Source organism: Bradyrhizobium sp. AZCC 2262, assembly GCF_036924535.1.
GTDB lineage: Bacteria > Pseudomonadota > Alphaproteobacteria > Rhizobiales > Xanthobacteraceae > Bradyrhizobium.
This window is the reverse complement of sequence record NZ_JAZHRT010000001.1, coordinates 229549-252714: the sequence shown is the minus strand read 5'-3', so window position 1 is coordinate 252714 and position 23166 is coordinate 229549. Positions and strand designations below refer to the sequence as shown.

Below are 23166 nucleotides of genomic sequence, written 5' to 3'. Positions count from 1 at the left end.
GACAGGCTAGGCGCTTACGACAAGATAGTCTTTTCAAAGATCACGAACGCTCTGCAATAAGAGGATGACGTGTCCGAGCGACGCAAATGAAATCATCTCTCGAGCCGCAACGCTGTTACCCAACCCACGCGAGCGGCGCAATCATGGTTTCTCATTGCGACGTGCCGCCGTTTCGCCGGCCCTCCGGAACACTGTCTCCATCAGCCATTGCTCGTTGGGGAAATGTTGCGCCCATTCATCCCAGCCGGAATGCTTCCGATATTGACCAAGGCGGCCCGAGGCGACGACCTCGTCAGCGGTTGCGTGGATGCGACGGTCGCAATCGGGTGCGACATAGATCGCGTCCGCACGGCAGTAGAGTTCGCACATGAAACAGGTCTGGCAATCGTCCACCCGTGCCGGAATCGGAGGACCAGCGTGCCCGGGATCGAACACGTTGGTCGGACAGACCGCGATGCACTCGCCACAATTGGTACAACGGTCCGAGACGATGAGTTCGATCATAACGCCGGCTCCAATTGATTTGATCGAGCGCTCGGGGATTCGCCGTCAGCACCGACCCAGACGCGATCCAATCCGCCGCTGAGGAACCGGATCGCGAGTTGGGCCTTGGGCTCCGTAAAATCCTCGCGACGGTGCATTCCCCTGCTCTCGCTGCGCCACTCAGCCGTTGCGACCGACCAGCGGGCCGCTGCCACCAAAGCCGCCGCTTCACGCCATGCGAGGGCGCCTGCGGGCGCGTGGTCGGCGAGTTCGGTCCAGAGGCTGTCGAGCACGTTCCGAGAAGCATTGAGCCCCGCGCGTGTGCGAAACAGATTCTTGTCGAACGGATGCATTTCGGCGCGGACACCTTTCCGGACCTCCGCCAGATCGAGCGCCTTCGGCTGCCGACGTTGCCGAAGGCCGACACGACCGAGCGGCGTAAGATGTGCCGAGCGGCCGCCCGCCTCGCGCGCAAGACGCGCGGCTGCTTGTCCAGCGAATACGCCCGATGACAGCGCCCAGGCCGAATTGACATTGCCACCACCGGAAATCGCGCCGGCGGCTTTCTCGCGGGACGCATTGTCGCCAGCCACGAACAGACCCGGCACCGATGTCGCGCAATCGGCATTGACCACGCGCACGCCGCCGAGACCGCGGATGGTGCCGTCATTGTGCAGCGTCACCTCGAAGCGGTCACGGTAAGGATCGATCGACCAGCGATCAAACACCAGCGGCACGTTCGGCGAGATTGTATGCAACCTCGCCTTTACATCGTCTGGAAGTCGATACAGCGAACAGTACACCGGCCCGCGCTGGAGCGCGCGGGCGAGACGCACGGTCTGGTCGGGCCCGAACGGCAGGTCCAGCTCGCGCCCGTCGGCGTCGTAGTAGGTCGCGAAGGAATAGGCCATGCTGCGCGTCATGGTCGAATGCGCCGGCGCGATGGTGTAGGCGGCGGTGAATTCCATACCGGACATTTCCACCCCCGCCTCCGCCGCCAGCAGGTAGCCATCGCCGGTGTTGGTTCGCGATCCCAGCAGGTGAGACAGAAAGCTCGTGCCACCGGCCGCCAGCACTACGGCTGCGGCGTTGATTTGATAAGGCCTGTTCCCGTCCTGTCGACGCAGGCCGCGTGCGCCGCCAATCGAGCCGTCATCGCGGGCCAACAACTCCAGTACGGGCGAATGATCGAGAACGGCGACACCGCGGTTCACCGCGAACTGACGAAGCGCCCGCATATATTCGGGTCCACGGACGGCGCGATAATTGACCCGTCCCTCGTCGTCGACGCCAAACGTGTAATGCGGCGCAAGCCTCGGCAACGTCCGCCAGGTCTGGTCGAGGATTCGATACATCCACTCGGCCTCGCCGAGCCCAAGTCCGGCTGCGATACGATTGCGGACGGCGCTCGCGCGCGCTTCGGGCGGATCCGGAGGCACCCACCAGTGTCCGGGCCCCGCAGCCGCCGTCACGCCGCTCGTGCCGCAATAGCCCTTGTCGGCCAGGATGACCTTCGCGCCCGCCTCCGCCGCGGCACTCGCCGCCCAAGCACCAGCCATTCCGCCACCGACAACAAGGACGTCTGTTGTGATCGACAGCGGCTCGCGCGATGAAACAGTCATGATCGTGCCCTTGGCAGACGCAGCGGACCGCAGCTCACCGCGCGACGCTCGTTACCGTATCGTTGGGTGGCTCTGCGTCAGCGTCAACGAAACGCAAAACTCTTTTCCGACGTAACGCGAACGAGTTCTCCCGCGAATGCCAACATCAGCGCCATGTCTGTTTCGAGGGAGAACAGTTTTCCTCTCTCTGAGCGCACGCAACACATTGCTTCTCCGCGCCACAACGCTCGACGTTACCTAAGCAATCGTGTGCGAGCTCCTGGATTCTCCGGCGTTCTTCCTGGATCCGCTTCGTTTTGCCTCAGGACTCAATGTTCGATGCTGCAAGAACGCTCTCCCGTGGCAGGGATTTCCATCAAACACCAACTCTTTGGAATCTCAAATTTCAAACGAAACGCTACGCTGCCAGCAACGAAGTATTGCCGCGAAGCTGGAACGGCATTCCGCTGCCTCCAGGGTCCTCTTCGATGATCCGCAGATGCAGGACCTAACTAGAACCGCCAGGAGCTATCCATGACCAAACGCTTTTCCTCGCGCTTCCTTTCCCGGCGCCGCCTGCTGATCACCACTTCCGCGGTGGCAGCCGCTGCTCTAGTGGTAATGGCGGGTCTTAATCCGGTTCAGAGTGCCGGCGTTCCGCAGAATGGCGGCAACATTACCTTCCTCATCGACTCGCTGGGCAGCACCTGGATCCCGAACAACAGCGCTATCTCTAGCTTTCAGGGCCACATATGGGGCCACGTGACCGACAAGCTCGTCTATGTCGACGCTGACGGCAAGGTCAGTCCGTGGATCGCCGAGAGCTGGGAGCAGAACGATAACGCCACCCAGTTCACTCTCCACCTCAAGAAGGGCGTGACCTTCTCCGACGGTACGCCGCTCGATGCGTCGGCCGTCGTTGCCAACCTCGACATCTGGTACGCCGGCCGCCGGAACGAGGGCATCAATCCGATCGGCCTCTTCCCGAAGACCTACGACCGCGCCGAGGCGGTTGACGCGACGACAGTGAAGGTCTTCTTCAAAGCGACGACGCTCGGCTTCATCCCGACTCTCGGATACCACGGCTCGATCCTCATCTCCCCGAAGACCATCGCGCAGCCTGCCAGCCAGCAGGCTGACTTGGCCAAGACATCTGGCAGCGGCCCATACGTGGTCGACTCCTGGAAAGAGGGCGACTTCGTGAAGCTGATCAGGCGCAAGGATTACAATTGGGGTCCCGCCGCAGTCGGCCATACCGGCCCGGCCCACCTCGATTCGATCACCTACAAGCTTGTATCCGAGCCATCGCTACGCGTCGCCGCCGTCCAGTCTGGCCAGGCCGATGTCGCCTACAACGCCTCGCCGCAGGAACTGAAATCCCTCAAGGAGGCGGGCTTCACCATCGCGACACCGCGCTATCTAGGTTTCGTGAACGGCTTGGCGATCAACACAAAGCTGGAGCCGTATAACGACGTGAAGGTGCGCCAGGCCTTCCAGTCCGGAATCAACCGGAAGGAGATCCTTGACACCGTATACACACCTGACTGGAAGCTCGCGACGTCTTTCATACAGAGCAACGTGCCCGGCGCGACTGACCATAGCGACCTGCTGGCCTACAATCCGGGCAGAGCCGAGAAGCTTCTCGACGAGGCGGGCTGGACCAAGGGCTCTAACGGCATCCGTTCCAAGGACGGCAAGCAGCTATCGCTGACGCTGTACTCCAACCCCTACCTCGCGACTTCGAAGTCGATCGACGAACTCATCGCCCAGCAACTCGGCAAGATCGGTTGGAAGGTCTACATCCGGGCCTACGACGTCGTAACGTTCGGCGAGAAGGTCAAGTTCGGCGGCCCGGCCGTGCCGGCCTACGAGGTGACGCGCAGCTTCATCGACGCCGGCACCGTGGCCAGCATCCTTACCGACGCCAACAACGGCGAGAATTGGTTCGCCCTCGGTGAAAGCGACAAGAAGCTCAACGAACTGCGCGACAAGATCGCCAGCGCTGCCTCGACCCAAATCCGTGACCCGCTCCTCGACGAGCTTCAGAAGTATGTCCTCGAGCAGGGCTACTTCATTCCGCGCACCCAGATCGTCCAGTGGATCTACGTGCAGTCTCCGAAGCTCAAGGGGGAGGTCTACAACGGCATCGCCTACGCCAGCTACTACACGGCCACGATCAGCGAGTAGCCCGCAGTGCAACCGAGCAGTGTGTCGAGGTGACCGGCATGAACAGTACCTACCTATCCTATGCCGCAAAGCGCCTCGTCCAGGCCGTCGTCGTCATCCTGCTGGCCTACGTCTTCACCTTCGTTGTCGTCAGCATCTTGCCGGGCGACCCCATCACCAACGTCCTGCGCGACCCACAGAACGGTTTCAGCGAGAAACAGATCCAGGAGATCATCGCCGCCCAAGGCCTGGACAGGCCGATTCTGGTCCAGCTCTGGACGGCCTTGTCCAACTTCGTGACTGGCGATCTGGGCCTGTCGATGCGGTCCAACCGGCCCGTGACAACCCTGATCGCCGAGGTGCTTCCCTCGACGCTGATCCTCGCATCCACCGGTCTCGGCGTCGCGCTGGCGCTGGCGGCGGCGATCGCCTACGGCACCCAGTTCGTTCCAAGACGGTTCGGCCAGGGCTTGCTTCGGGGCTTCCCGTCATTGTTCCTGTCGGTGCCCAACTTCGTGATCGGCCTGGTGCTGATCCACACCTTCGGCTTCCAGCTCGGCCTCTTCCGCGTGATCGAATCGAACAGCTTCCTGGCGACTCTCTTCGCGGCGATCGCGCTCGGCATCCCGGTATCCGCTCGGATCGCCGAGGTGCTGATCGCGAATCTCGATCACGAGGCGGAGCAGGAGTACGCCGCCGTCGCGCGCGGTCGCGGTCTCGGGCAGGTACGCCTCTTCGCCAAGCACCTGCTCAAGCCGTCTTCGCTCCCTGTCGTCACCGTGATCGCACTCGCCATCGGCGAACTGCTCGGCGGCTCGCTGATCACCGAGACCGTCTTCGGACGCACCGGTGTCGGCAGCCTGGTGCAGCGTTCGGTGAGCACGCAGGACCTACCCGTCCTGCAGGCGGTCGTCTCGCTGGCGGCGGTGGTCTTCGTGCTCGTCAACCTGATCGCCGACCTCGTCTACCCCCTGCTCGATCCACGCGTGAAGCTCATCGGCGGTCCCAAGTACCGTCCGACCACCGCTGACGAAAACTCCGCTGACACTTCGCGGGCGGTGACCACATGACCTTCGTCTCCTCAGCCTCGCGCGCCACGGCGACCAGCCGACTGACAGCCCTCTGGATACCGCCGACCGTCGCGCTCTCTTTCGCGGTCATCGCGCTCGTGATTGCCTGGTCGCTCGTACCGGGCCTGTTCACGAGTCACAACCCGGTCAACGGCATCCCCGCTGACAAGCTGCTCGGCCCCGGCGCCGAGCACTGGTTCGGCACCGACCATTTGGGTCGCGACCTCTACACCCGCGTCGTCTATGGCACGGCGTCCTCGGTGACGAGCGCACTCATCGCCGTCGTCATCGCCGCCGTCGCCGGCGGCCTCATAGGGCTTCTGGCAGGCTTCCTCGGCGGCTGGGTGGACATCGTGCTCGCTCGTCTGGTCGACGTCCTGCTGGCGATCCCCAACTTCTTGCTGGCCGTCATCGTTGTCACCGCAATCGGTTTCGACACTACGAACGCCGCCATCGCCACCGGCATCTCGGCGGTGGCCGTCTTCGCCCGGGTGATGCGCGCGGAGGTCATCAAGACGCGGCAGGCGACGTTCGTCGAGGCGTCATTCCTGCTGGGCGGCTGGCGCTGGCACATCCTGTTGCGGCACGTGCTGCCGAACGCGTCGCGCTCGGTGTTCCCGCTTGCGGCGCTGCAGTTCGGCCTGTCGATCCTGGTGATCGCCAGCCTTGCCTTCCTAGGATACGGCGACCCGCCGCCCGCCTCCGACTGGGGCCTGCTGATCTCCATCGGCAAGGACTACCTCAAATGGCCATGGCTGGTGTACGCGCCCGCCTTCGTCACGATCGCCACCGTCCTCTCTGTCAACAGGATCAGCCGATGGCTCCGCAAGACGGACTGACCACTCTCGCCCGCGCCGAGACCATTGCATCGACGTTGCAGCCGTCCGCATCTCTGCTCCGGGTCCACGGCCTGTCGGTGTCCTACGGGCCGCACGAGGTCGTTACCGACGTCGGGTTCGAATTGGGTCGCGGGCAGAGCCTCGCCCTCATTGGGGAGTCCGGCTCGGGCAAGTCGACGATCGCCCGCTCAGTACTGCGGCTACTTCCCAGCGGTGGGCACGCCACCGGCCGCATCGAGTACGACGGCCAGGAAATATTGGGGCTCTCCGAGCGTCGCTTCCGGCCGTTGCGAGGACGGGCCATCGGATTCGTCCCGCAGGACCCCGGCAATTCGCTCAACCCGGTGCGGACGATCGGCGCCCAGGCGAAGGAGGCGGCCGCGCTCCGCGACGAACCGGACAAGGCGAACCGCAAGCAGCTCATCCTGGAGACATTCGCCCAGGTCGGGCTAGACAACCCCCAGCGTGTCTACGACTCCTACCCACATCAGCTGTCCGGCGGCATGCTGCAACGTGTGCTGATCGGGTTGGCGATCCTCCCCCGGCCGGAGTTGCTGGTCGCGGACGAGCCAACCTCCGCGCTCGACGTCACGATCCAGAAACGGATTCTCGACCTGCTGTCGCGATTGCAGCACGAGCTGGATATCAGCCTGCTGCTTATCACCCACGATCTGGCGATCGCCACGGAGCGGGCGAACTCGCTCGTAGTGCTCAAGGACGGCGTCATCCAGGAGGCCGGCAGGACCGCTTCTGTCTTCTCCTCGCCGCGGTCGGCATACGCAAGGAAGTTGTACGCCGACGTCCCGGCCCTCAACCCCGACCGCTACGCTGCGCTGCGCGACCCCGGCTTCCGTCGCCTCAACACCGACGCCGGCGCAACACCGAAGATCGAGGTTCGCGCCGTCACGAAAACCTTCACCGTCGACGGCAAGGCGCTGACGGCTGTCGACGACGTGTCGTTCACCGTCCCGGGCGGCACCACGCACGCGCTGGTTGGCGAGTCGGGCTCGGGCAAGACGACGGCGATCCGGTTGCTGCTTGGGCTTGAGCAACCCGACACCGGAAATATCTCGATCGCCGGCGAGCAGCTCACCGGTCGCTCGCCCGAGTCGCTGCGCGCCGTGTGGCGCCACCTTCAGCTCATCTACCAGAACCCGTTTACTTCGCTCGACCCGACCTGGAAGGTCGAGCAGCTGGTGCGCGAGCCGCTCGACCGGTTCAAGATCGGAGCCCCCAAGGAGCGGGTCGAGCGGGTCCGCGAGGCGCTGGCCGACGTCGGGCTCGGCGAGCACCTGCTCTCCCGCAAGCCGGGAGCTCTGTCGGGTGGTCAGCGCCAGCGCGTGGCCATCGCCCGGTCGCTGGTCCTCAAGCCGGATGTGATTGTGCTCGACGAACCCACCTCCGCGCTCGACGTCACCGTCCAGGCAGACATCGTTGAGGTGCTGCTCTCGCTACAGGCCAATTTGGGCCTGACCTATGTGTTTGTCTCCCATGACCTGGCCCTGGTGCGCCAGCTCGCCCACACCGTCTCGGTAATGCATCGCGGGCGCATCGTCGAACATGGGACCGTCACCGATATCTTCGACAATCCTCGCCAGCCCTATACCCGGTCGTTGCTGGCGTCGATCCCGTCAGGTGCCGCCCAGGTGCCGCACCCGCGCAACAGGTCGGTCGTCACGGCATACTGAATCGGCATGCGGATCGAGCGCTAGGCCGACAAGGGAGATCCCGTCGTCGGCTTTCATTCCGCGGCTATCGAGAGGGGCACGCCGTTGACCCTTGTTTCCCCTCTCACGTTATCTACCGTGACATGCGTGTCATACCAGGTGAGTCGGGGGGCGTGTGCCGAAACGCTCCGTCAGTTCAGCGATCCGGGCTTCCGTAAACCAACCTTCGGCGGCTTCTCGGCTCTCCCACAAGTAAACACCGCCCGTGCCGGCCGCTCCGTTCAGGTAGTCCTTACGGATCAGACCTTTTTCGGCCAGCCCGCGATAGATGGGCGCCGAGCCGGTTCCACCCGCGATGGCCTGCTCTTGCGTCCGCTTCGGCAGATCAAACTGAACGATGACGATGCAATTTGCCATGCTACGTCCCTCCCCCTGAGATCGAATACAATGTTGCACGCAATAACCGCTCGGATTTTTACCATGTCTTGGTCGGCTGGCGAAGAAAAGTGCGCTGATACTGCTCCTTGTATCCTTCGCCGCAGGCAAGAGCGCAGATGCGCTGAAGTAAGCCATCTGAACAGAACGTATTTCTATAACGGAGGCCTTCTTCGAAAACCCGCTACCTTGTGCGGAATAGTTTTTCCTCTATCGTTGGTTGCTGCCAATCATTTGAAAGAAAGTTCTAAAATATGAGCGAAGTCAGCGTGTCCTTGCCGGGAACGCCCCGGCGCCTCGATGCGATCGACCGCAAGATACTTCGGGTACTTCAAGAAGATGCATCGCTGTCGGTGTCCGAGATCGGCGAACGCGTTGGGCTTTCCTCGACGCCTTGCTGGAAGCGAGTTCAACGTCTGGAGAACGACGGCATCATCACCGGCAAAGTCGTGCTGGTCGATCAGAACAAGATCGGTTTGGGTTTGTCGGTATTCGTGTCCGTGGAAAGCGACGATCATTCCGAGGCGTGGCTGAAGAAATTCGCGGCCACCGTCAGCGCCATGCCCGAGGTTCTCGAGTTTTACCGCATGGCCGGCGACGTCGACTACGTCTTGCGCGTGGTCGTCGCTGACATGCTTAGCTATGATCTCTTTTACAAGAAGTTGATCGGTGCGGTCGCCCTGAAGAATGTGACCTCGCGGTTTGCGATGGAGAAAATCAAGTCAGTGACGGCCTTGCCGGTTCCGTCGGTTGAGGCGGCGTAATCGCGGCCTCAAATCGCGCCAGGGTTATGCTGCGCGACTTCCAAGCCACACCGGTCGTGGCTTACCAGCTCGGCAAGACCGCGCCCTTGAACTTGGTCAGGACGAACTCCTTCACCTCGGGCGTGTGGTAACTCTCCACCAAAGCCTTGACCCACGGCTTGTCCTTGTCGGCCGCTCGGACCGCAATCAGATTGACATACGGCCCCTTCGGATCTTCGCGAAGGATGGGATCCTTGACGGGATCAAGTCCCGCCTGGGTCGCGTAATTGGTGTTGATCGCTGCGGCATCGACATCGTCGAGCGCACGCGGCGACTGCGCCGCATCGATTTCGATAAACTTGAGCTTCTTCGGATTTTCAGTGATATCAGAGATCTTCGGCTTGAAACCGACTCCATCCTTCAGCTTGATGACTTCCTTGTCGCGCAGCAGAAGCAGCACCCGTCCGCCATTCGTCGGATCGTTCGGTATCGAAACCGTGCCGCCGTTCGGAATGTCCGACCAGCCCTTATGCTTCTTCGAATAGACCCCGATGGGGAATTTGACCGTCAGGCCCACCGATTCGATCTTGTACCCGCGATCGGCTTTCTGGTTATCGAGATAGGGTTGGTTCTGAAACGAGTTGGCCTGTAGCTCGCCGGCATCGAGCGCGGCGTTCGGCACCACGTAATCGGAAAACTCGATCAACTGGATGTCCAACCCCTTCTTCGCGGCGATCGGCTTCACAGCTTCGAGGATCTGAGCATGCGGCCCCGGCGTGACGCCGATCTTGATGGCTTCGGCCGCGGAGCTCGCCGACCAAGCGGCGAGTACCGTCGATGCAATCAGAACAGAACGAAACAACATTTTGGTCTCCGTTAACTTTGTGAAGATTGGGATTGGTAATTAGAACGCCGATGCGAGCGATGGGCTTGTCAGCAAATGGCGCCGCTGCTGCAGCAACGTTCTGACGGCCCGCTCGGCGTCGCGCGCGGACCGGAATTCGCGACCTTCGAGGCCGTCGAACGTACGATCTGAGGAAAAGAACCGGTATCCCCGCTCGTCCCTGGCGACAATGCCTGCGGTTCGGCTCTCGATTTCGATGATGTAGGCTTGGGTCATGTCTGCTCTTTCACCGGAGTGATCCGGTGTCCTGTCTGGTTAGTGATGACGATTTATCTTGAACAGGAAGATCAGCGACAGGCGCCGGTGGCCGCAGAGAAGCAGCGCAGCGTCACGCGCTGAGGCGCATTTCCGGACGCTGGTGTTCGATCAGATCGCATGCGGCAACTCTTGAGCGGGGCAATTCCCTACGCAGATAGTATTGACGGCGTCGATCACGTCAATGAAATGGCTATTCAATGTTGTCGTCGCGACGCGTCGGCGGTTCTATGCGTCCGACAGAAAAGGAAACGGAACGATCTTCGAGAGCTTAAGCCGCCCGTTCGAAACGAATCTGCGGTCGCGAATCCTGATCAAAGCGCCCCTTGCACAGATATTGCGCAGCTTCGACGAGGTTGGCCCCGCTGAAAATCTCTGCGCACGTCAGAGTTCCCAGAATCTCGATACTCTTGTGCCCTTCCCGCGCAGAACGATTTTCTTTTCAACTACTCGTACCTCCGCTGCTGGAATTCAGCCACGATCCGACGAGACAGTTTCGCGTTAGCTTATCACTTGGCTAAAACGGGGGGCGGTTGCATGAATGCTTTCGCAAGCCGACACGCGATCATCATAGGCGGCGGCGCCAGCGGCGTTCTCTTAGCCTATCAGTTGCTACAGCGTTCAACCCCTGACTTTCGCATCACGCTGATCGAGAAGCGTCCTGAAATCGGTCGTGGTCTGGCCTATCACACCGGCAATCCCGAACACGTGCTCAACGTGCGCGTCGCCAACATGAGCGCGCTGCCGGATGAGCCGGACCATTTCTGGCGCTGGCTGACCTCGCGTGAAGGCGTGCCACCGCCGTGTCCCGATCCCTTCTGTTTCGTGCCACGGCGCATCTATGGCGACTACATTGCCAGCCTGTTGATGACGTCCAAAGGACGCTCATCGCACCGGCTCTCTATCGTGCAGGGCACATGCGTCGACGTCAGCGAAGGGCCGGGCGAGGTCTCGGTCCGGTTGGACGACGGCAGATGCTATGTCGGCGATATCGCCATTCTTGCCACCGGTCACGATGTCCGATCCTGTTCGCCGGGTTACGCCGATCCCTGGGTGCTGCCCTCCTCGGCGGGTATCGATCCCGACGCAACTATACTCATCCTCGGCACCGGGCTGACGATGGTCGATTACGTTCAGTCGGTTGTCCAGGATGGACACCGCGGTCCGATCGTCGCGATGTCTCGGCGCGGTCTGCTGACGAAGCCCCATCGCCGCGTGGATCCAATTCGCATCGAGGAAACGGACGTTCCGTTCGGCGCCGGGATCAGTCACTTGTTGCGCTGGTTCCGCAGCCGGGTCGACGGCCACGTCGCCCAGGGTGGCGACTGGCGCAGCGTTATCGACGGCCTGCGGCCCTACACCCAACAGCTCTGGCGCGAGCTTCCGCCTGCTTCCAAACGCCGCTTCCTCGAACACGCGCGCGCCTGGTGGGACGTGCACCGCCATCGCATGGCGCCGGAAGTGGAAGCGCGCATCACGGATGCGCTGTGTGCCGGCCGTTTGACCGTTATGGCGGCGAAAGTGGCCGGCATCGAACCCAACGAAGCCGGCGCCCGGATCCGCTACCGCCGACGCGGTCAAAGCGAAATCCTCAGCATGCAGGTCGGCGCCATCGTCGATTGCACGGGGATCGTGAAAGACCCCCTCGCGTCGGCCAATCCGGCCGTGCGCAGCCTGTTCGACCGGGGCCTGGCACGGGTTGACCCGCTGCACATCGGTATCGAGACCAGCGCGGATGGCGCGATCGTCAACCACGACGGCGTTCCGTCGCGGCGATTGTTTGCCGTGGGTCCGCTCACCCGCGCCGCCTTCTGGGAGATCATAGCGATCCCCGATATCCGCAACCAATGCGCCGAGCTTGCTGCCAAACTCGCCCACGTCAACGAGGCGAGTTTGGCCGAGCTCATCGCCGCGCGATCCGCCTAGCTATTGAATCCGGCGGGAATGAACGCTGGAATCTTCTCTTCGATGAACTGCTTGACTTCCGGCGAGTTGAACACCTGGATGAACGCCTTCAGCCGCGGATCGTCCTTCTTGTCCTGCCGTGCAGCGAAGCGCAGCACGAGGCCGTCGTCGACGGTGCGATCGATGATCAGTGCCGATTTCGGATCGCCGCCCGCCGGGATCAGATAGGTGATGTTGACCAGTGCGAGCGTGACGTCATCGAGCGAACGATAAGTCTGCGCCGGATCGAGTTCGACGATCTTCAGGCTCTTGGGGTTTTCGATAATGTCGAATTTGCTGACCGAGAATCCCTTGCCCAGCGTGAGCTTGATCAAGCCGGCACGTTCGAGCAGGATCAGCCCGCGGGCGCCGTTCAGCGGCTCGTTCGGAATCGCAACGCTGTCACCGGACTTGATCTCTTCGAGGCTTTTGATCTTCTTTGAGAACAGTCCGACCGGCGCGATCACGCCGACCTTGTCGACCTGCACGAGATTGAATCCGCGCTGCTTGTTCTGAAGCGCCAGATAAGTCCCGTGCTGAAACAGATTGGCGTCGACATCGCCGCTGTTGACCACCTCGTTCAACGCGACCCAATCGGATAGCTCGACGATCTTGACGTCCTGCCCCTTCTCCTTGGCGAGCTTTGCGGCAAAGGAGGCCAACTGCCCGACCGGACCGGCGCTGGTTGCGATCTTCAGGGGTTCGTCAGCGATGGCGGTGGCGGTCAAGGCAAGCGACAGGCCGGCAGCCTGCGCGAGGCGCAAGAATATCTTCATCGTTTTTAGTCCGTTTCTTGTTTCTGGGCTTATTGATCAGGCTGCCTTGCGGGCACCATCGGCCTCCGCTTCGGCGAGTGCCTGGGTGAGATCGGCCAGGATGTCGTCAGGATGCTCGATCCCGACCGACAGCCGCACATAGCCGGGCGTCACGCCGGCGGCGAGTTGCTCCTCGGCGGTGAGCTGCTGATGCGTGGTCGAGGCGGGATGGATCGCCAGCGAGCGGGCATCGCCGATATTGGCGACGTGATAGAGGAGTTTCAGCGCATCGATGAACCGGCGGCCGGCCTCGATGCCACCCTTCAGCTCGAATCCAACCAGTGCGCCGTACCCGCCCTTCAGATACGCGTCCGCGCGACGCCGGTTCTCCCCGCTCTGAAGCCCAGGAAAGATCACCTGCGAAACCGCGGGATGCTTGGCCAGGAAGTTGGCGACCTTGATCGCGTTCTCATTGTGCTGGCGCAGCCGCAGCGGCAGGGTTTCCAGCCCCTGGATGAACTGGAACGCATTCTGCGGAGCGATCGCCGCCCCGAGATCGCGCAACAGTTTCACCCGGGCACGCAGGATATAGGCAATCGGTCCGAACGGCTTGGCCGCTTCAGTCCAGACCGCACCGTGATAGGCCGCGTCCGGCTGGGTCAGGAGCGGGAAACGTCCCGCATGCGCTTCCCAATCGAAATTGCCACCGTCGATGATGGCGCCGCCGATCGCGGTGCCATGGCCGCCGATATATTTTGTGGTCGAATAGACCACGACCGCCGCGCCGTGCTCGAACGGCCGGGCGATGATCGGAGCTGCGGTGTTGTCGAGGATCAGGGGAACGCCGAGCGAGCGGCCGATGTCGGCAACCTCCTTGATCGGGAACACGTGGAGCTTCGGATTGGGCAATGTCTCAGCAAAATATGCGCGGGTCTTCGCGTCGGTGGCACGACGACAATTCTCGGGATCCGCCGGATCGACGAACCGCACCTCGATGCCGAACTGCTTCAGCGTCTGTGACAGCAGCGTCCAGGTGCCGCCATAGAGATCGGTCGAAGAGACGATGTTGTCGCCGGCCTGTGCGATATTGAAGATCGAAAAGGCCGAGGCGGTCTGCCCCGAAGCGACGGCAAGCGCGGCAGCACCACCTTCAAGCGCCGCGAGTCGTTCCTCAAACGCATCCGTCGTCGGATTCTTGATCCTTGTGTAGATCTGCCCGAGCGCCTCCAGCGCAAACAACCGCGACGCATGATCCGTGTTCTCGAACTGGAAGGATGTCGTCTGGTAGATCGGAACGGCAACGGCGCCGGTCGCTGGATCAGAACGGTAGGAACCGCCGTGCAGGGCAAGTGTCTCGGCGTTCTTCGTTTCGACGGGCATATCCTGGTCTCCCTTCAATGCGCGAACCATGTGTCACCAACGCCAAAATGATGCGCAGCGAATTCAGCGCTGTCGAGACGTTGAAAAAAATAGCGATGAGCGTGCTGCAGCATCAGCGCATCGCGCCACTAATTTTTCAGCGCGCGCGACGAGCAGAGTTTATTGTTTCATCGCTACTGTTGCGAGTTTATCGCGTTCGTCGAGCAAGCCGAGCGAAGTCATTTGAACTTCCTTCAGCGCGATTTTCACGCGTTCACGGCGAGAAGCGAAACATTGCTACACCCAAATTTGTTTGCAGCACGATTTGCATTTCGATGGGCCTAATAGAAAATAACGTTATCCGGGCAAGATGCTAAACGGTCTGTCGAAGATCGCCGAGACTGTCTTGCCGGAGCAGGCCGATGGCCAAACCACGAGAACTGCGGTTCAACGCGTTCAACATGACCGCCCCGAGCCATAACTGGGCTGGACTGTGGTCGCACCCGCGCGACACATCGATCAACTACAATTCGCTCGATTACTGGGTCGACTACGCCAGGACCGCGGAGCGCGGACTGCTCGACGGCATCTTCCTGGCCGACGTATTCGGCGTCTATGACGTGTTCGGCGATAGTCCCGATACGGCCGTGCGCCATGCCGTGCAACTGCCGAACGCCGATCCGACGCTGCTGGTCTCCGCCATGGCGCTGGCTACAAAACATCTCGGCTTCGGCATTACATCGAACCTGACGTTCGAGCACCCCTATCAGTTGGCCCGCCGCTTCTCGACGCTCGATCATCTCACCAACGGGCGTATCGGCTGGAACATCGTCACCGGCTATCTCGACAGCGGCGCGCGCGGCATGGGCCTGCCCGCCTCGCGCGCCCATGACGAGCGCTATGATGCCGCTGAGGACTTTCTGGAAGCCACCTACAAATTGTGGGAAGGAAGCTGGGAGGATGATGCGGTCCGGCGCGATCGCGACGCGCGTGTCTTTACCGATCCGGCAAAGGTTCACACTGTCCGGCACGAAGGAAGCCATTATCGCGTCAACGGCATTCATCTTGCCGAACCGTCGCCGCAGCGGACACCACTGCTGTATCAGGCGGGAACTTCAAAACGCGGCCGCGCTTTCGCGGCCAGGCATGCGGAAGCGATCTTCGTTAACGGCCAGACGAAGCCGATCCTGGCACGCGCCACCCGCGAGATCAGGAACGCAGCAAAGGAGTTCGGCCGCGATCCCTACGACATCAGGCTGTTTGCCGGCGCGACCGTGATCGTCGCGCCGACCCGCGCGGAGGCCGAAGATATCCTCGAGGACTACGCCCGCCATGTCGATCAGGCAGGCCAACTCGCGTTGCTCTCCGGCTGGACCGGCATCGACTTCTCCACCTACCAGCCTGACCAGGCCGTGCAATATGTCGAGAGCAATGCGATCCAGTCGATGGTGGAGAATTTCACGCTTCGCAGCGATCGTCCGGTCAGGATCGGAGATCTCGCCACCCTCAGCCGCGTCGGCGCACGTTCCCCGTTTGTGGTCGGCTCGCCCCAAGACGTCGCCGACGAATTGATCGCCTGGGCCGAAGAGACCGATGTGGACGGCTTCAATCTGTTCCGCCTGGTCGTTCCCGAGACGCTGAACGCCTTCGTCGATCTGGTGGTGCCGGAATTGCAATCCCGCGGCGTCTACAAGACCGCCTATCGCGAGGGGACTCTGCGCGAAAAGCTGTTTCCGGGGCGCGGTGCCCGCCTGCCCGCGGTGCATCCGGCTGCGGGTTTTCGCCGCCAAGCGGCTTCGGCGAGCGACGTGCGATCGGACGCCGCCGAATAGCGCGCGCTCGCGGTATCTGGCGGCCGACCAGGCCCTTACCAGGTCGCGATGTACGTGCCCTTGAAGCGCTTATCGAGGAACGCTTTCACTTCCTCTGAACGATAGGCATCCGCCAATTGCTTGACCCAGGGCTTGTCCTTGTCCTCGTCGCGCACCGCGATGATGTTGACCCATGGGCCATCCGCCGCTTCGCGGGCGATTGCATCGACCGCCGGATTGAGGCCAGCCTGCACTGCATAATTGTTGTTGATCGAAACAACGTCGACATCCTGCAGCGAGCGCGGCAGCTGCGCCGCATCGAGCTCGACGAAACGCAGTTTCTTCGGATTGTCCGTGATGTCGGCAATCGTCGAGGTAACGTTGTTCGGATCCTTCAATTTGATGGCACCATGAAGGGCGAGAATCATCAACCCGCGCGCGCCGTTCGACGGGTCGTTGGCGATCGCAACCCGTGCACCCTCCGGCAGTTCCGACAACTTCTTGTATTTCAGCGAGTAGACGCCCTGCGGCGAAGCGATGGTGTTCGCGACCTTGACGATGTTCCAGCCGGTCTTCGATATCTGATTTTTCAGATAGGGTTCGTGCTGGAACGAATTGGCTTCGAGGTCCTTCAAGGCCAAGGCCTGGTTCGGAATGACGTAGTCGGTGAACTCGACAACCTTGATGTCAAGTCCGCGCTCGGCAGCCACTTTCTTCACGACGTCGGTGATCTCCGCGTGCGGACCGGCCGTGACACCCACCCGGATAGTCTCGGCGTGCGCGGCGCCAGCGAGCACGGTCGCGGCCGCGATGAGTAGAGGGAACATACGCATAAAGGTCTCCTGAAAACTGGATGATGTTGCCGATTGAGCTGCCGCCACCTCGCTCAGTCGCGAACGATCGCGCAGCTTTCGTCTTTGGCCCAATCGGCAAAGCTCAGGTAATAGGCGCGGACATCCCGATATCCCGCTCGAAGCGCTGCCGCCGCAGCCAACGCCGCCCGTCCGCCGCCATCGCAGTGGGTCACAATGTGGTCTCCCGACTGGAAGCCGGCGTCGGTCAGCAGTTGACGCAACTCATTGGGGGACCGGAGGCGACTGGCATCGAGGAGATTCGTATGCGGAAGCAGCCGCGCGCCCGGCAGATGACCGCCGCGCGAATTGCGCCGGAGATCCTCGCCAGCAAACTCACCGGCCGTCCGTGCATCGAATATCCGGACATCTGCGTCCAGTTCGGCCTTCAAGGTCCGCCGATCGACAAGCGCGGCCGATCCCGATCCGGGCCGCGCCTTGAAACTGGCTGTGCCGGAGTTCGGAATGACCCCGCGCACGTCCTCGCGGTCCTTGATCGCAGCCCATCCGCCATTGAGAATGAATGCCTGCGCTCCGAAATACTGCAGGATGAACCAGACCCGCGCTGCTTCGGTCAGGCGCCCATCGTCGAAAACGACGGCCGGCAGCGAGCCGTCTATCCCCAGAGCCGCAATCGCACGCTCCCAATAGCCAATGTTTTCGAAGGAGGTTTCGCCCGACTTCGCCGCAGCTTCCCAGACTTCAAGGGGGACACGGGCAATGTCGGCACGACCAACACCTTCGAGCGAGGCTGCTTCCAGAAGCCGAAACGGGCCGAGATCGCGCAACGCGTCGGGTTCTATGACGGGATCAATGGCCATGAGGTATCTCCGTGAGGACTTCAGCTTCAGCGATGCCGTAGCCGGCGGTTGACCCGCTTTGCCAGATAATCGCCGACGGTCTGCACCGTCTGCACCAGCGCGATCAGTACCACCACGACGGCCAGCATCATTTCCGGCATGAAGCGCTGGTAACCGTAGCGGATACCGAGGTCGCCAAGGCCTCCGCCGCCGACCGCGCCGACCATGGCGGAATAGCCGAGCAGGCTGACCACCGCGAGCGTCAGCGCCAGCAGCAACCCCGGCAGTGCCTCAGGGATGAGGACCTTGAGCACGATCTGCAGCGGGGTGGCGCCGAAGGAGGACGCGGTCTCGATCAGGCCGGCGTCCACCTCGCGGATCGCCGCCTCGACCAAGCGGGCGATGAAAGGCGTCGCAGCGATTGTCAGCGGCACGATCGCGGCTCCCGAGCCGATCGATGTCCCCGCAATCAGCCGCGTGAACGGAATGATGGCCACGACCAGGATGATGAACGGCGTCGATCGGGTGGCGTTGACGATGATGCCCAGCACCGCGTTGATTTTCGGCGCGGCGAACAGTTCGCCCTTCCCGCTGGTGGCCAGGAAGATTCCGATCGGCAGGCCGAACGAGGTTGCCACCAGGGCGGCGACGGCGACCATGAACAGGCTCTCGCCGGTCGCCTGGATAATCAGGTTGATGAGTTCAGGCGACATAGCCGAGACGCTCCGCTGAGAACTGATGTTGCGATAGATAAGCAAGAACCTGCGGCGCAGTGGCGTCGCCACCGGGAATGCCGATCGTCAGCGATCCGACACGCCGGCCGCCGATCTCATCGATACGCGCCGACAATAGCGCGACGTCAATGGAAAGCTCACGCGCCAGGCGGGCTACGACCGTATCGCCGGCGTCGCCGCGAACAAGAACGCGAAGGACGGCCTGCCCGCCAGGAACGGGCTTTTCCTGCAGGCGGCTCGCGAGCGAGACCGGCACCGAATCGCCGAGGACTTCGGCAAGGAACGACTGTGTGATCGCTTGTTTTGGATGGGTGAAGATATCGGCAACATGTCCCCGTTCGACAATGTCACCGGCGTCGATGACGACGACCTCGTTCGCGAGTTGCCTGACGACCGACATTTCGTGGGTGATCAGGATGATGGTCACGCCGAGTTCGCGGTTGATGTTGGCGAGCAGATCGAGGATCGCCCGGGTGGTCTGCGGATCGAGCGCGGAAGTCGCCTCATCCGACAGCAGCACGCTCGGCCGCGTCGCCAACGCGCGCGCAATGCCGATGCGCTGCTTCTGGCCGCCGGAAAGCTCCGGGGGGTAACGATCATGCTTGTCGGCGATATCGACGAGTTCGAGCAGTTCGGCAACGCGCACCGCGATGTCGGTCTTCGACCAGCTCGCGATTTCGAGCGGCAGGGCGATATTGGCCGCCGCCGTCCGCGAAGACAGCAGATTGAAGTGCTGGAAGATCATGCCGATGGAACGCTGCGCCAGCCGCAGTTCGCGACCGGACAGCGCCGAAATATCCCGCCCGTCGACCTCGACGCGACCGGTGGTCGGCTTCTCCAGGCCGTTGATGAGACGCACCAGGCTCGACTTGCCGGCACCCGAACGGCCGATGACGCCAGTGATCGAGCCGCGGGGAACCGCGAAATCGATGTTCTGCAGCGCCCGCACGCTGGGTTTGCCGCGATAGGCCGGATACGTCTTCTCAACGCCTTCGAACCGCACCATGGCGTCCGCCTTGGCAGGTACGCCGTCTGGAGGAGAGAACGACTGAAGCGGCCGGGAGGCCGCCAGGGATTGATGCACATTCATTGCAGAATTCCAGTTTCTTCGATGCGGCCGCCCGCGTTGCGGGCAGCCTGGCTATCAATGACCGAACAGCAGATAGCTGCGGTCGATGTCGCGATGGTGTTTTGTTTCCTCGGTCCAGCCGACGGCCCGGCGATAGCTGCCGAGCAGCGCATTTTGCCTCAGCGCCTCGAGATCGACACGCTGCGGGACTTCCGCGAACGGCGAGACGAACAGCGCATCCTCGGGACAATAGAGTTCGCAGAGGAAGCACGTCTGGCAGTCGCCTTGGCGCGCGATGACCGGAATTCCATCGGTCTTGTCGAACACGTTGGTCGGGCAGACATTCACGCAGATGTCGCATGACGTGCAGCGCTGTGCATCGATGACCTCGATCATTCCGCGGCCTCCGCATAGGCGGCTTCGGCATGTGGACGTAGCGCGGTCCATACCTCATCAAGCCCGCCGGAGGTTATGTAGTGACGCTGGCGGTCGTCCTGATCAGGGAAATCATCGCGGCGGTGCATGCCGCGGCTCTCCTTTCGTGCCAAGCCGCTGCGGTACATCCAGCGCGCCGTTGCCAGCATGGATGCGCTCTCGCGCGCACGGAATACGTCGTCAGCGGCAGCAGCATCCGCCTTTGAGACTTCGGCCCAGAGCGCGTCGAGCCGCTCCAGTGAGCCGCCCAGTCGATCCGCCGCGCGAAAATAGTTCAGCTCATAAGGAAAGACCTCGTTCTGAACCGCCCAGGCGAGCTCGGCCGGCTTGAACGGTCGCCCGGCGCGCTGGCGAAGCGCGACGGTTCCCGCGGATGACAGCCCGCGGCCGCGCGTGGGACCAGCATGGCGTGCATAATCGGCGGCCCCCTGCCCGGCAAACGTGCCGGAAGAGATTGCCCAGGCGGCATTGTGGCTGCCGCCGCCGGTAAAGCCGCCGCAGATCAGCTCGCGCGTCGCCGCGTCGCCCGCCGCATAGAGCCCCGGCACCGTGGTCGCGCAGCTATCGTCGACGATCCGAAGCCCGCCGGTGCCCCGCACCGTGCCTTCGAGCCGCAATGTGATGGAAAAGCGATCGGTAAAGGGATCGATACCAGTGCGATCGAACGGCAGGAAGAAGTTCGGCTGCGAGACGCGCATCTGCCGCTGCACATCGCCGTCGGCCTTGTCGAGCCGGGCGTAGACCTGGCCCTGTGTCAGCGCACGGGCGATCGCCGAGCGGCCGCCCTTCGAGGCCGCGCCGGGCACGACACTGCCGTCCTCGTAAGTGAATGTGGCCCAGCCATAGAACAGCGTCTTGGTCACCGAGCCAAACGCAGCCGAGATCGCATAAGGGTTGGAGAACTCCATGCTGCTGAATTCGGCGCCCGCCTCCGCCGCCATCAGGTAGCCGTCGCCTGTCAGCACGTTCGAACCCAGCGTCTTGCTCAGGAACGCGCAACCGCCGGTCGCGATCACGACCGCTCGGGCACGCACAGTCCAGCGATCATGTTTCTGCCGGCGCAGTCCGCTCGCGCCAGCAACGGAACCATCTTCGTCAACGAGCAATTCGAGCGCCGGGCTATGATCGAGAATGGTGACGCCAGCCTGCTTGGTGCGCTTGCGCATCAGCCGCATATATTCCGGGCCCTGCAGCGAGTTGCGCTGGGACTTGCCATTGTCGTCCACGGGATAGGGGTAACCCCAGTCCGCCAACCGATTGCTCTGCTCGTAGGTCCGATCGAGCACCCGCGCCATCCAGCGGCGATCCTGCAGATGACCACCGAGCTTCTCGCGGTTGGCCATCGCGGCTTCACGCAGCGCCGGATCCGGATCGACGTACCAGACGCCAGTGCCGGCCGCGGCAGTGGCGCCCGAGGTTCCGCAAAACCCCTTGTCCGCAAGAACGACACGCGCGCCGTGTTCTGCTGCGCTGATCGCCGCCCACGTGCCGGCAGGGCCCCCGCCAAGGACCAGGACATCGGCATCGAACTCGACGGAGCCTGTCGGCGCGGACACCCTTTGGGCGCGCGTGGATTGAACTGTCATCGGCCACTTCTCCGGGCAAAATCGATCGCGATCGGCATTGCGCCGCGCCAACATCGTTACGCGCGCGCGTGTCGCTGGCAATTTCAGATATTTACGGAGACTTGGACGAAGCTTTCCCTGTCGCGGCGGACAGAAGAAGATTCACGTGGCGGCGCATAGGACGTTTTGTTCCTGCCCATGATGCGACATGGGATTTGCACTTTGGACATAGCAACAGAGACAGATTTTTCTTTCTGCTCGCGTGCAGTTCCGCTTCGTTTCCTTCAGTGCCAACCCGCAGTATCTCGTGAGGCACCTTCCATCAGCGCGTGGCCGCCATGTCCTCCCGTCAGCTTCACCTCAACGTCAACCTCCTCCACTCCGGCGTCTACGCCTCGGCATGGCGGCTGCCCGAGAGCGACCCACGCGCCTGCTTCGATATCGGCCATTACGTGCGCGTCGCCAGGATCGCCGAGCGCGGCAGGCTGGACGCGATCTTTCTGGCGGACACGCCCGCGATTACGGACCGGATCGACTACCGTTCGTTCATGTCGCTGGAGCCGACCATCGTGCTGGCGACGGTTGCGGCCGCCACCAGCCACATCGGCCTGATCGCCACTGCGTCTACGACCTACAACGAGCCCTACAACATCGCCCGCCGCTTCGCGACGCTCGACCTCGCCAGCGGAGGCCGCGCCGGCTGGAACGCGGTCACCACGGCCGATGCCGCCGCGAGCCGCAATTTCGGTCTCCCCGGCGTACTGGAGCACAAGGCACGCTACGACCGCGCCAAGGAATTCGCCGAGGTGGTGCACGCGCTGTGGGATAGCTGGGAAGACGATGCCTTTATCGGCGACAAGGCCAGCGCACGGTTCGTCGATACGTCAAAAGTGCATCCGATCGCTCATCGCGGCGCGCATTACTCCGTGGCGGGCCCCCTGAATGTGCCTCGCTCGCCGCAAGGGCGTCCCGTCACCGTGCAGGCCGGTGGATCGAGCGACGGCCGCGATCTCGCGGCGGCGCAGGCCGAAGCAGTGTTCACGCTGGCGCAAACGATCGAAGAAGGCGTCGCCTATGCGCGAGATTTGCGGACCCGCGCCGTTGCATACGGCCGCGCCGGTGATTCGATCGTCATCCTGCCCGGGCTCGCTACCGTGATCGGGAGCACCGAAGCAGAAGCAAAGCGGCGGCAGGACGAACTCTGGGAACTGGTCCCGATCGAATATAGCCTCGCGCGCCTTGCGGGCACGCTGCAGATCGATCCCGCGCTGCTCGAACTCGACAAGCCCCTGCCCGACCCGTTGCCTCTCCCGCCCAACGCGAACCACACCATGTTCCAGGGAACCGTGAATATCGCCCGCCGCGGCAATCTGACCGTCCGCCAACTGCTGCGGGCGCTCGGCGGCGGCGTTGGTCACCGTATCATCGTGGGCACGCCGGAGCAGATCGCCGACGACATCGAAGCATGGTTCAAGGCAGGTGCCGCCGACGGATTCAACCTGATGCCGGACGTGCTGCCGTCCGGGCTCGAGGTCTTCGTCGACAACGTAGTGCCGATCCTGCAGAAGCGCGGGCTGTTCCGGCGCGACTATGCCGGGACGACGCTGCGCAACCATTTCGGTCTGCCGCATCCGCCAAGCCGCTTTGCCGGCCCGGCCCGCGCTGCTGCTTCCGCCTGAG

Annotated in this window: 21 protein-coding genes; 8 read left to right on the top strand and 13 right to left on the bottom strand. The window is 62.6% G+C overall.

The window, feature by feature from the left end; translation table 11 throughout:
• Positions 1–141 precede the first annotated feature (141 nt).
• Both V1283_RS01250 and V1283_RS01245 read right to left on the bottom strand, forming a co-directional pair.
• Positions 142–504, bottom strand: a complete 363-nt coding sequence (locus V1283_RS01250) for a ferredoxin family protein (RefSeq protein WP_334384639.1) — start codon at positions 502–504, stop codon at positions 142–144.
• Positions 501–2105 (bottom strand): FAD-binding protein, encoded by a 1605-nt coding sequence (locus V1283_RS01245; RefSeq protein WP_334384638.1) that lies wholly within the window; start codon positions 2103–2105, stop codon positions 501–503. The genes V1283_RS01250 and V1283_RS01245 overlap by 4 nt, the downstream gene beginning before the upstream one ends.
• A 513-nt stretch (positions 2106–2618) precedes the next feature.
• Here V1283_RS01245 and V1283_RS01240 point away from each other — a divergent pair.
• From V1283_RS01240 to V1283_RS01225, 4 genes are read left to right on the top strand one after another with little or no spacing between them, the layout of a single operon-like run.
• The gene (locus V1283_RS01240; protein WP_334384637.1) at positions 2619–4271 is read left to right on the top strand and encodes an ABC transporter substrate-binding protein; all 1653 of its coding nucleotides are present in this window, start codon (positions 2619–2621) and stop codon (positions 4269–4271) included.
• A gap of 38 nt (positions 4272–4309) precedes the next feature.
• Positions 4310–5320: an ABC transporter permease gene (locus tag V1283_RS01235; RefSeq protein ID WP_334384636.1), complete on the top strand. Its 1011-nt coding sequence runs from the start codon at positions 4310–4312 to the stop codon at positions 5318–5320.
• On the top strand, positions 5317–6159 hold the full coding sequence (locus V1283_RS01230; protein ID WP_334384635.1) for an ABC transporter permease: 843 nt from the start codon (positions 5317–5319) through the stop codon (positions 6157–6159). The genes V1283_RS01235 and V1283_RS01230 overlap by 4 nt, the downstream gene beginning before the upstream one ends.
• Positions 6138–7847, top strand: a complete 1710-nt coding sequence (locus V1283_RS01225; RefSeq protein ID WP_334384634.1) for an ABC transporter ATP-binding protein — start codon at positions 6138–6140, stop codon at positions 7845–7847. Before V1283_RS01230 ends, V1283_RS01225 begins: the two co-directional genes overlap by 22 nt.
• Positions 7848–7976: 129 nt before the next feature.
• Here V1283_RS01225 and V1283_RS01220 read toward each other — a convergent pair whose 3' ends face one another.
• Complete coding sequence (locus tag V1283_RS01220) at positions 7977–8243, bottom strand: hypothetical protein (RefSeq protein WP_334384633.1); 267 nt, start codon at positions 8241–8243, stop codon at positions 7977–7979.
• Positions 8244–8515: 272 nt separating this feature from the next.
• On the opposite strand from V1283_RS01220, the gene V1283_RS01215 reads away from it, so the two are divergent.
• A complete protein-coding gene (locus V1283_RS01215) occupies positions 8516–9025 on the top strand; it encodes an Lrp/AsnC family transcriptional regulator (RefSeq protein WP_334384632.1) in 510 nt (169 codons plus the stop codon).
• 61 nt (positions 9026–9086) lie between these two features.
• On the opposite strand, the gene V1283_RS01210 is transcribed toward V1283_RS01215, so the two are convergent.
• Both V1283_RS01210 and V1283_RS01205 read right to left on the bottom strand, forming a co-directional pair.
• A complete protein-coding gene (locus tag V1283_RS01210; protein WP_334384631.1) occupies positions 9087–9869 on the bottom strand; it encodes a MetQ/NlpA family ABC transporter substrate-binding protein in 783 nt (260 codons plus the stop codon).
• 39 nt (positions 9870–9908) lie between these two features.
• Positions 9909–10124, bottom strand: coding sequence for a hypothetical protein (locus tag V1283_RS01205; protein ID WP_334384630.1), 216 nt, complete (start codon positions 10122–10124; stop codon positions 9909–9911).
• A 576-nt stretch (positions 10125–10700) separates the two neighbouring features.
• Between V1283_RS01205 and V1283_RS01200 the strand changes: the two genes are divergently transcribed.
• On the top strand, positions 10701–12089 hold the full coding sequence (locus V1283_RS01200; protein ID WP_334384629.1) for an FAD/NAD(P)-binding protein: 1389 nt from the start codon (positions 10701–10703) through the stop codon (positions 12087–12089).
• On the opposite strand, the gene V1283_RS01195 is transcribed toward V1283_RS01200, so the two are convergent.
• Together V1283_RS01195 and V1283_RS01190 are read right to left on the bottom strand one after the other, a co-directional pair.
• A complete protein-coding gene (locus V1283_RS01195) occupies positions 12086–12883 on the bottom strand; it encodes a MetQ/NlpA family ABC transporter substrate-binding protein (protein ID WP_334384628.1) in 798 nt (265 codons plus the stop codon). The two genes, V1283_RS01200 and V1283_RS01195, sit on opposite strands and share 4 nt — an antisense overlap.
• 36 nt (positions 12884–12919) lie before the next feature.
• The gene (locus V1283_RS01190) at positions 12920–14242 is read right to left on the bottom strand and encodes an O-acetylhomoserine aminocarboxypropyltransferase/cysteine synthase family protein (RefSeq protein ID WP_334384627.1); all 1323 of its coding nucleotides are present in this window, start codon (positions 14240–14242) and stop codon (positions 12920–12922) included.
• A gap of 401 nt (positions 14243–14643) precedes the next feature.
• Here V1283_RS01190 and V1283_RS01185 point away from each other — a divergent pair, with 401 nt between their 5' ends.
• The gene (locus tag V1283_RS01185; protein WP_334384626.1) at positions 14644–16053 is read left to right on the top strand and encodes an LLM class flavin-dependent oxidoreductase; all 1410 of its coding nucleotides are present in this window, start codon (positions 14644–14646) and stop codon (positions 16051–16053) included.
• Between the two features lie 35 nt (positions 16054–16088).
• Here V1283_RS01185 and V1283_RS01180 read toward each other — a convergent pair whose 3' ends face one another.
• The 6 genes from V1283_RS01180 to V1283_RS01155 are packed head-to-tail and all read right to left on the bottom strand — an operon-like array spanning position 16089 to position 21507.
• A complete protein-coding gene (locus V1283_RS01180) occupies positions 16089–16859 on the bottom strand; it encodes a MetQ/NlpA family ABC transporter substrate-binding protein (protein ID WP_334392923.1) in 771 nt (256 codons plus the stop codon).
• Positions 16860–16918: 59 nt separating this feature from the next.
• Positions 16919–17704: a sulfurtransferase gene (locus V1283_RS01175; RefSeq protein WP_334384625.1), complete on the bottom strand. Its 786-nt coding sequence runs from the start codon at positions 17702–17704 to the stop codon at positions 16919–16921.
• Positions 17705–17730: 26 nt separating this feature from the next.
• On the bottom strand, positions 17731–18396 hold the full coding sequence (locus V1283_RS01170) for a methionine ABC transporter permease (protein ID WP_334384624.1): 666 nt from the start codon (positions 18394–18396) through the stop codon (positions 17731–17733).
• Positions 18386–19507: a methionine ABC transporter ATP-binding protein gene (locus V1283_RS01165; RefSeq protein ID WP_334384623.1), complete on the bottom strand. Its 1122-nt coding sequence runs from the start codon at positions 19505–19507 to the stop codon at positions 18386–18388. The genes V1283_RS01170 and V1283_RS01165 overlap by 11 nt, the downstream gene beginning before the upstream one ends.
• A 54-nt stretch (positions 19508–19561) precedes the next feature.
• On the bottom strand, positions 19562–19882 hold the full coding sequence (locus V1283_RS01160; protein WP_334384622.1) for a ferredoxin family protein: 321 nt from the start codon (positions 19880–19882) through the stop codon (positions 19562–19564).
• The gene (locus V1283_RS01155; protein ID WP_334384621.1) at positions 19879–21507 is read right to left on the bottom strand and encodes an FAD-binding protein; all 1629 of its coding nucleotides are present in this window, start codon (positions 21505–21507) and stop codon (positions 19879–19881) included. Before V1283_RS01155 ends, V1283_RS01160 begins: the two co-directional genes overlap by 4 nt.
• Positions 21508–21824: 317 nt before the next feature.
• On the opposite strand from V1283_RS01155, the gene V1283_RS01150 reads away from it, so the two are divergent.
• A complete protein-coding gene (locus V1283_RS01150; RefSeq protein ID WP_334384620.1) occupies positions 21825–23165 on the top strand; it encodes an LLM class flavin-dependent oxidoreductase in 1341 nt (446 codons plus the stop codon).
• The last annotated feature ends 1 nt before the right edge of the window (position 23166 follow it).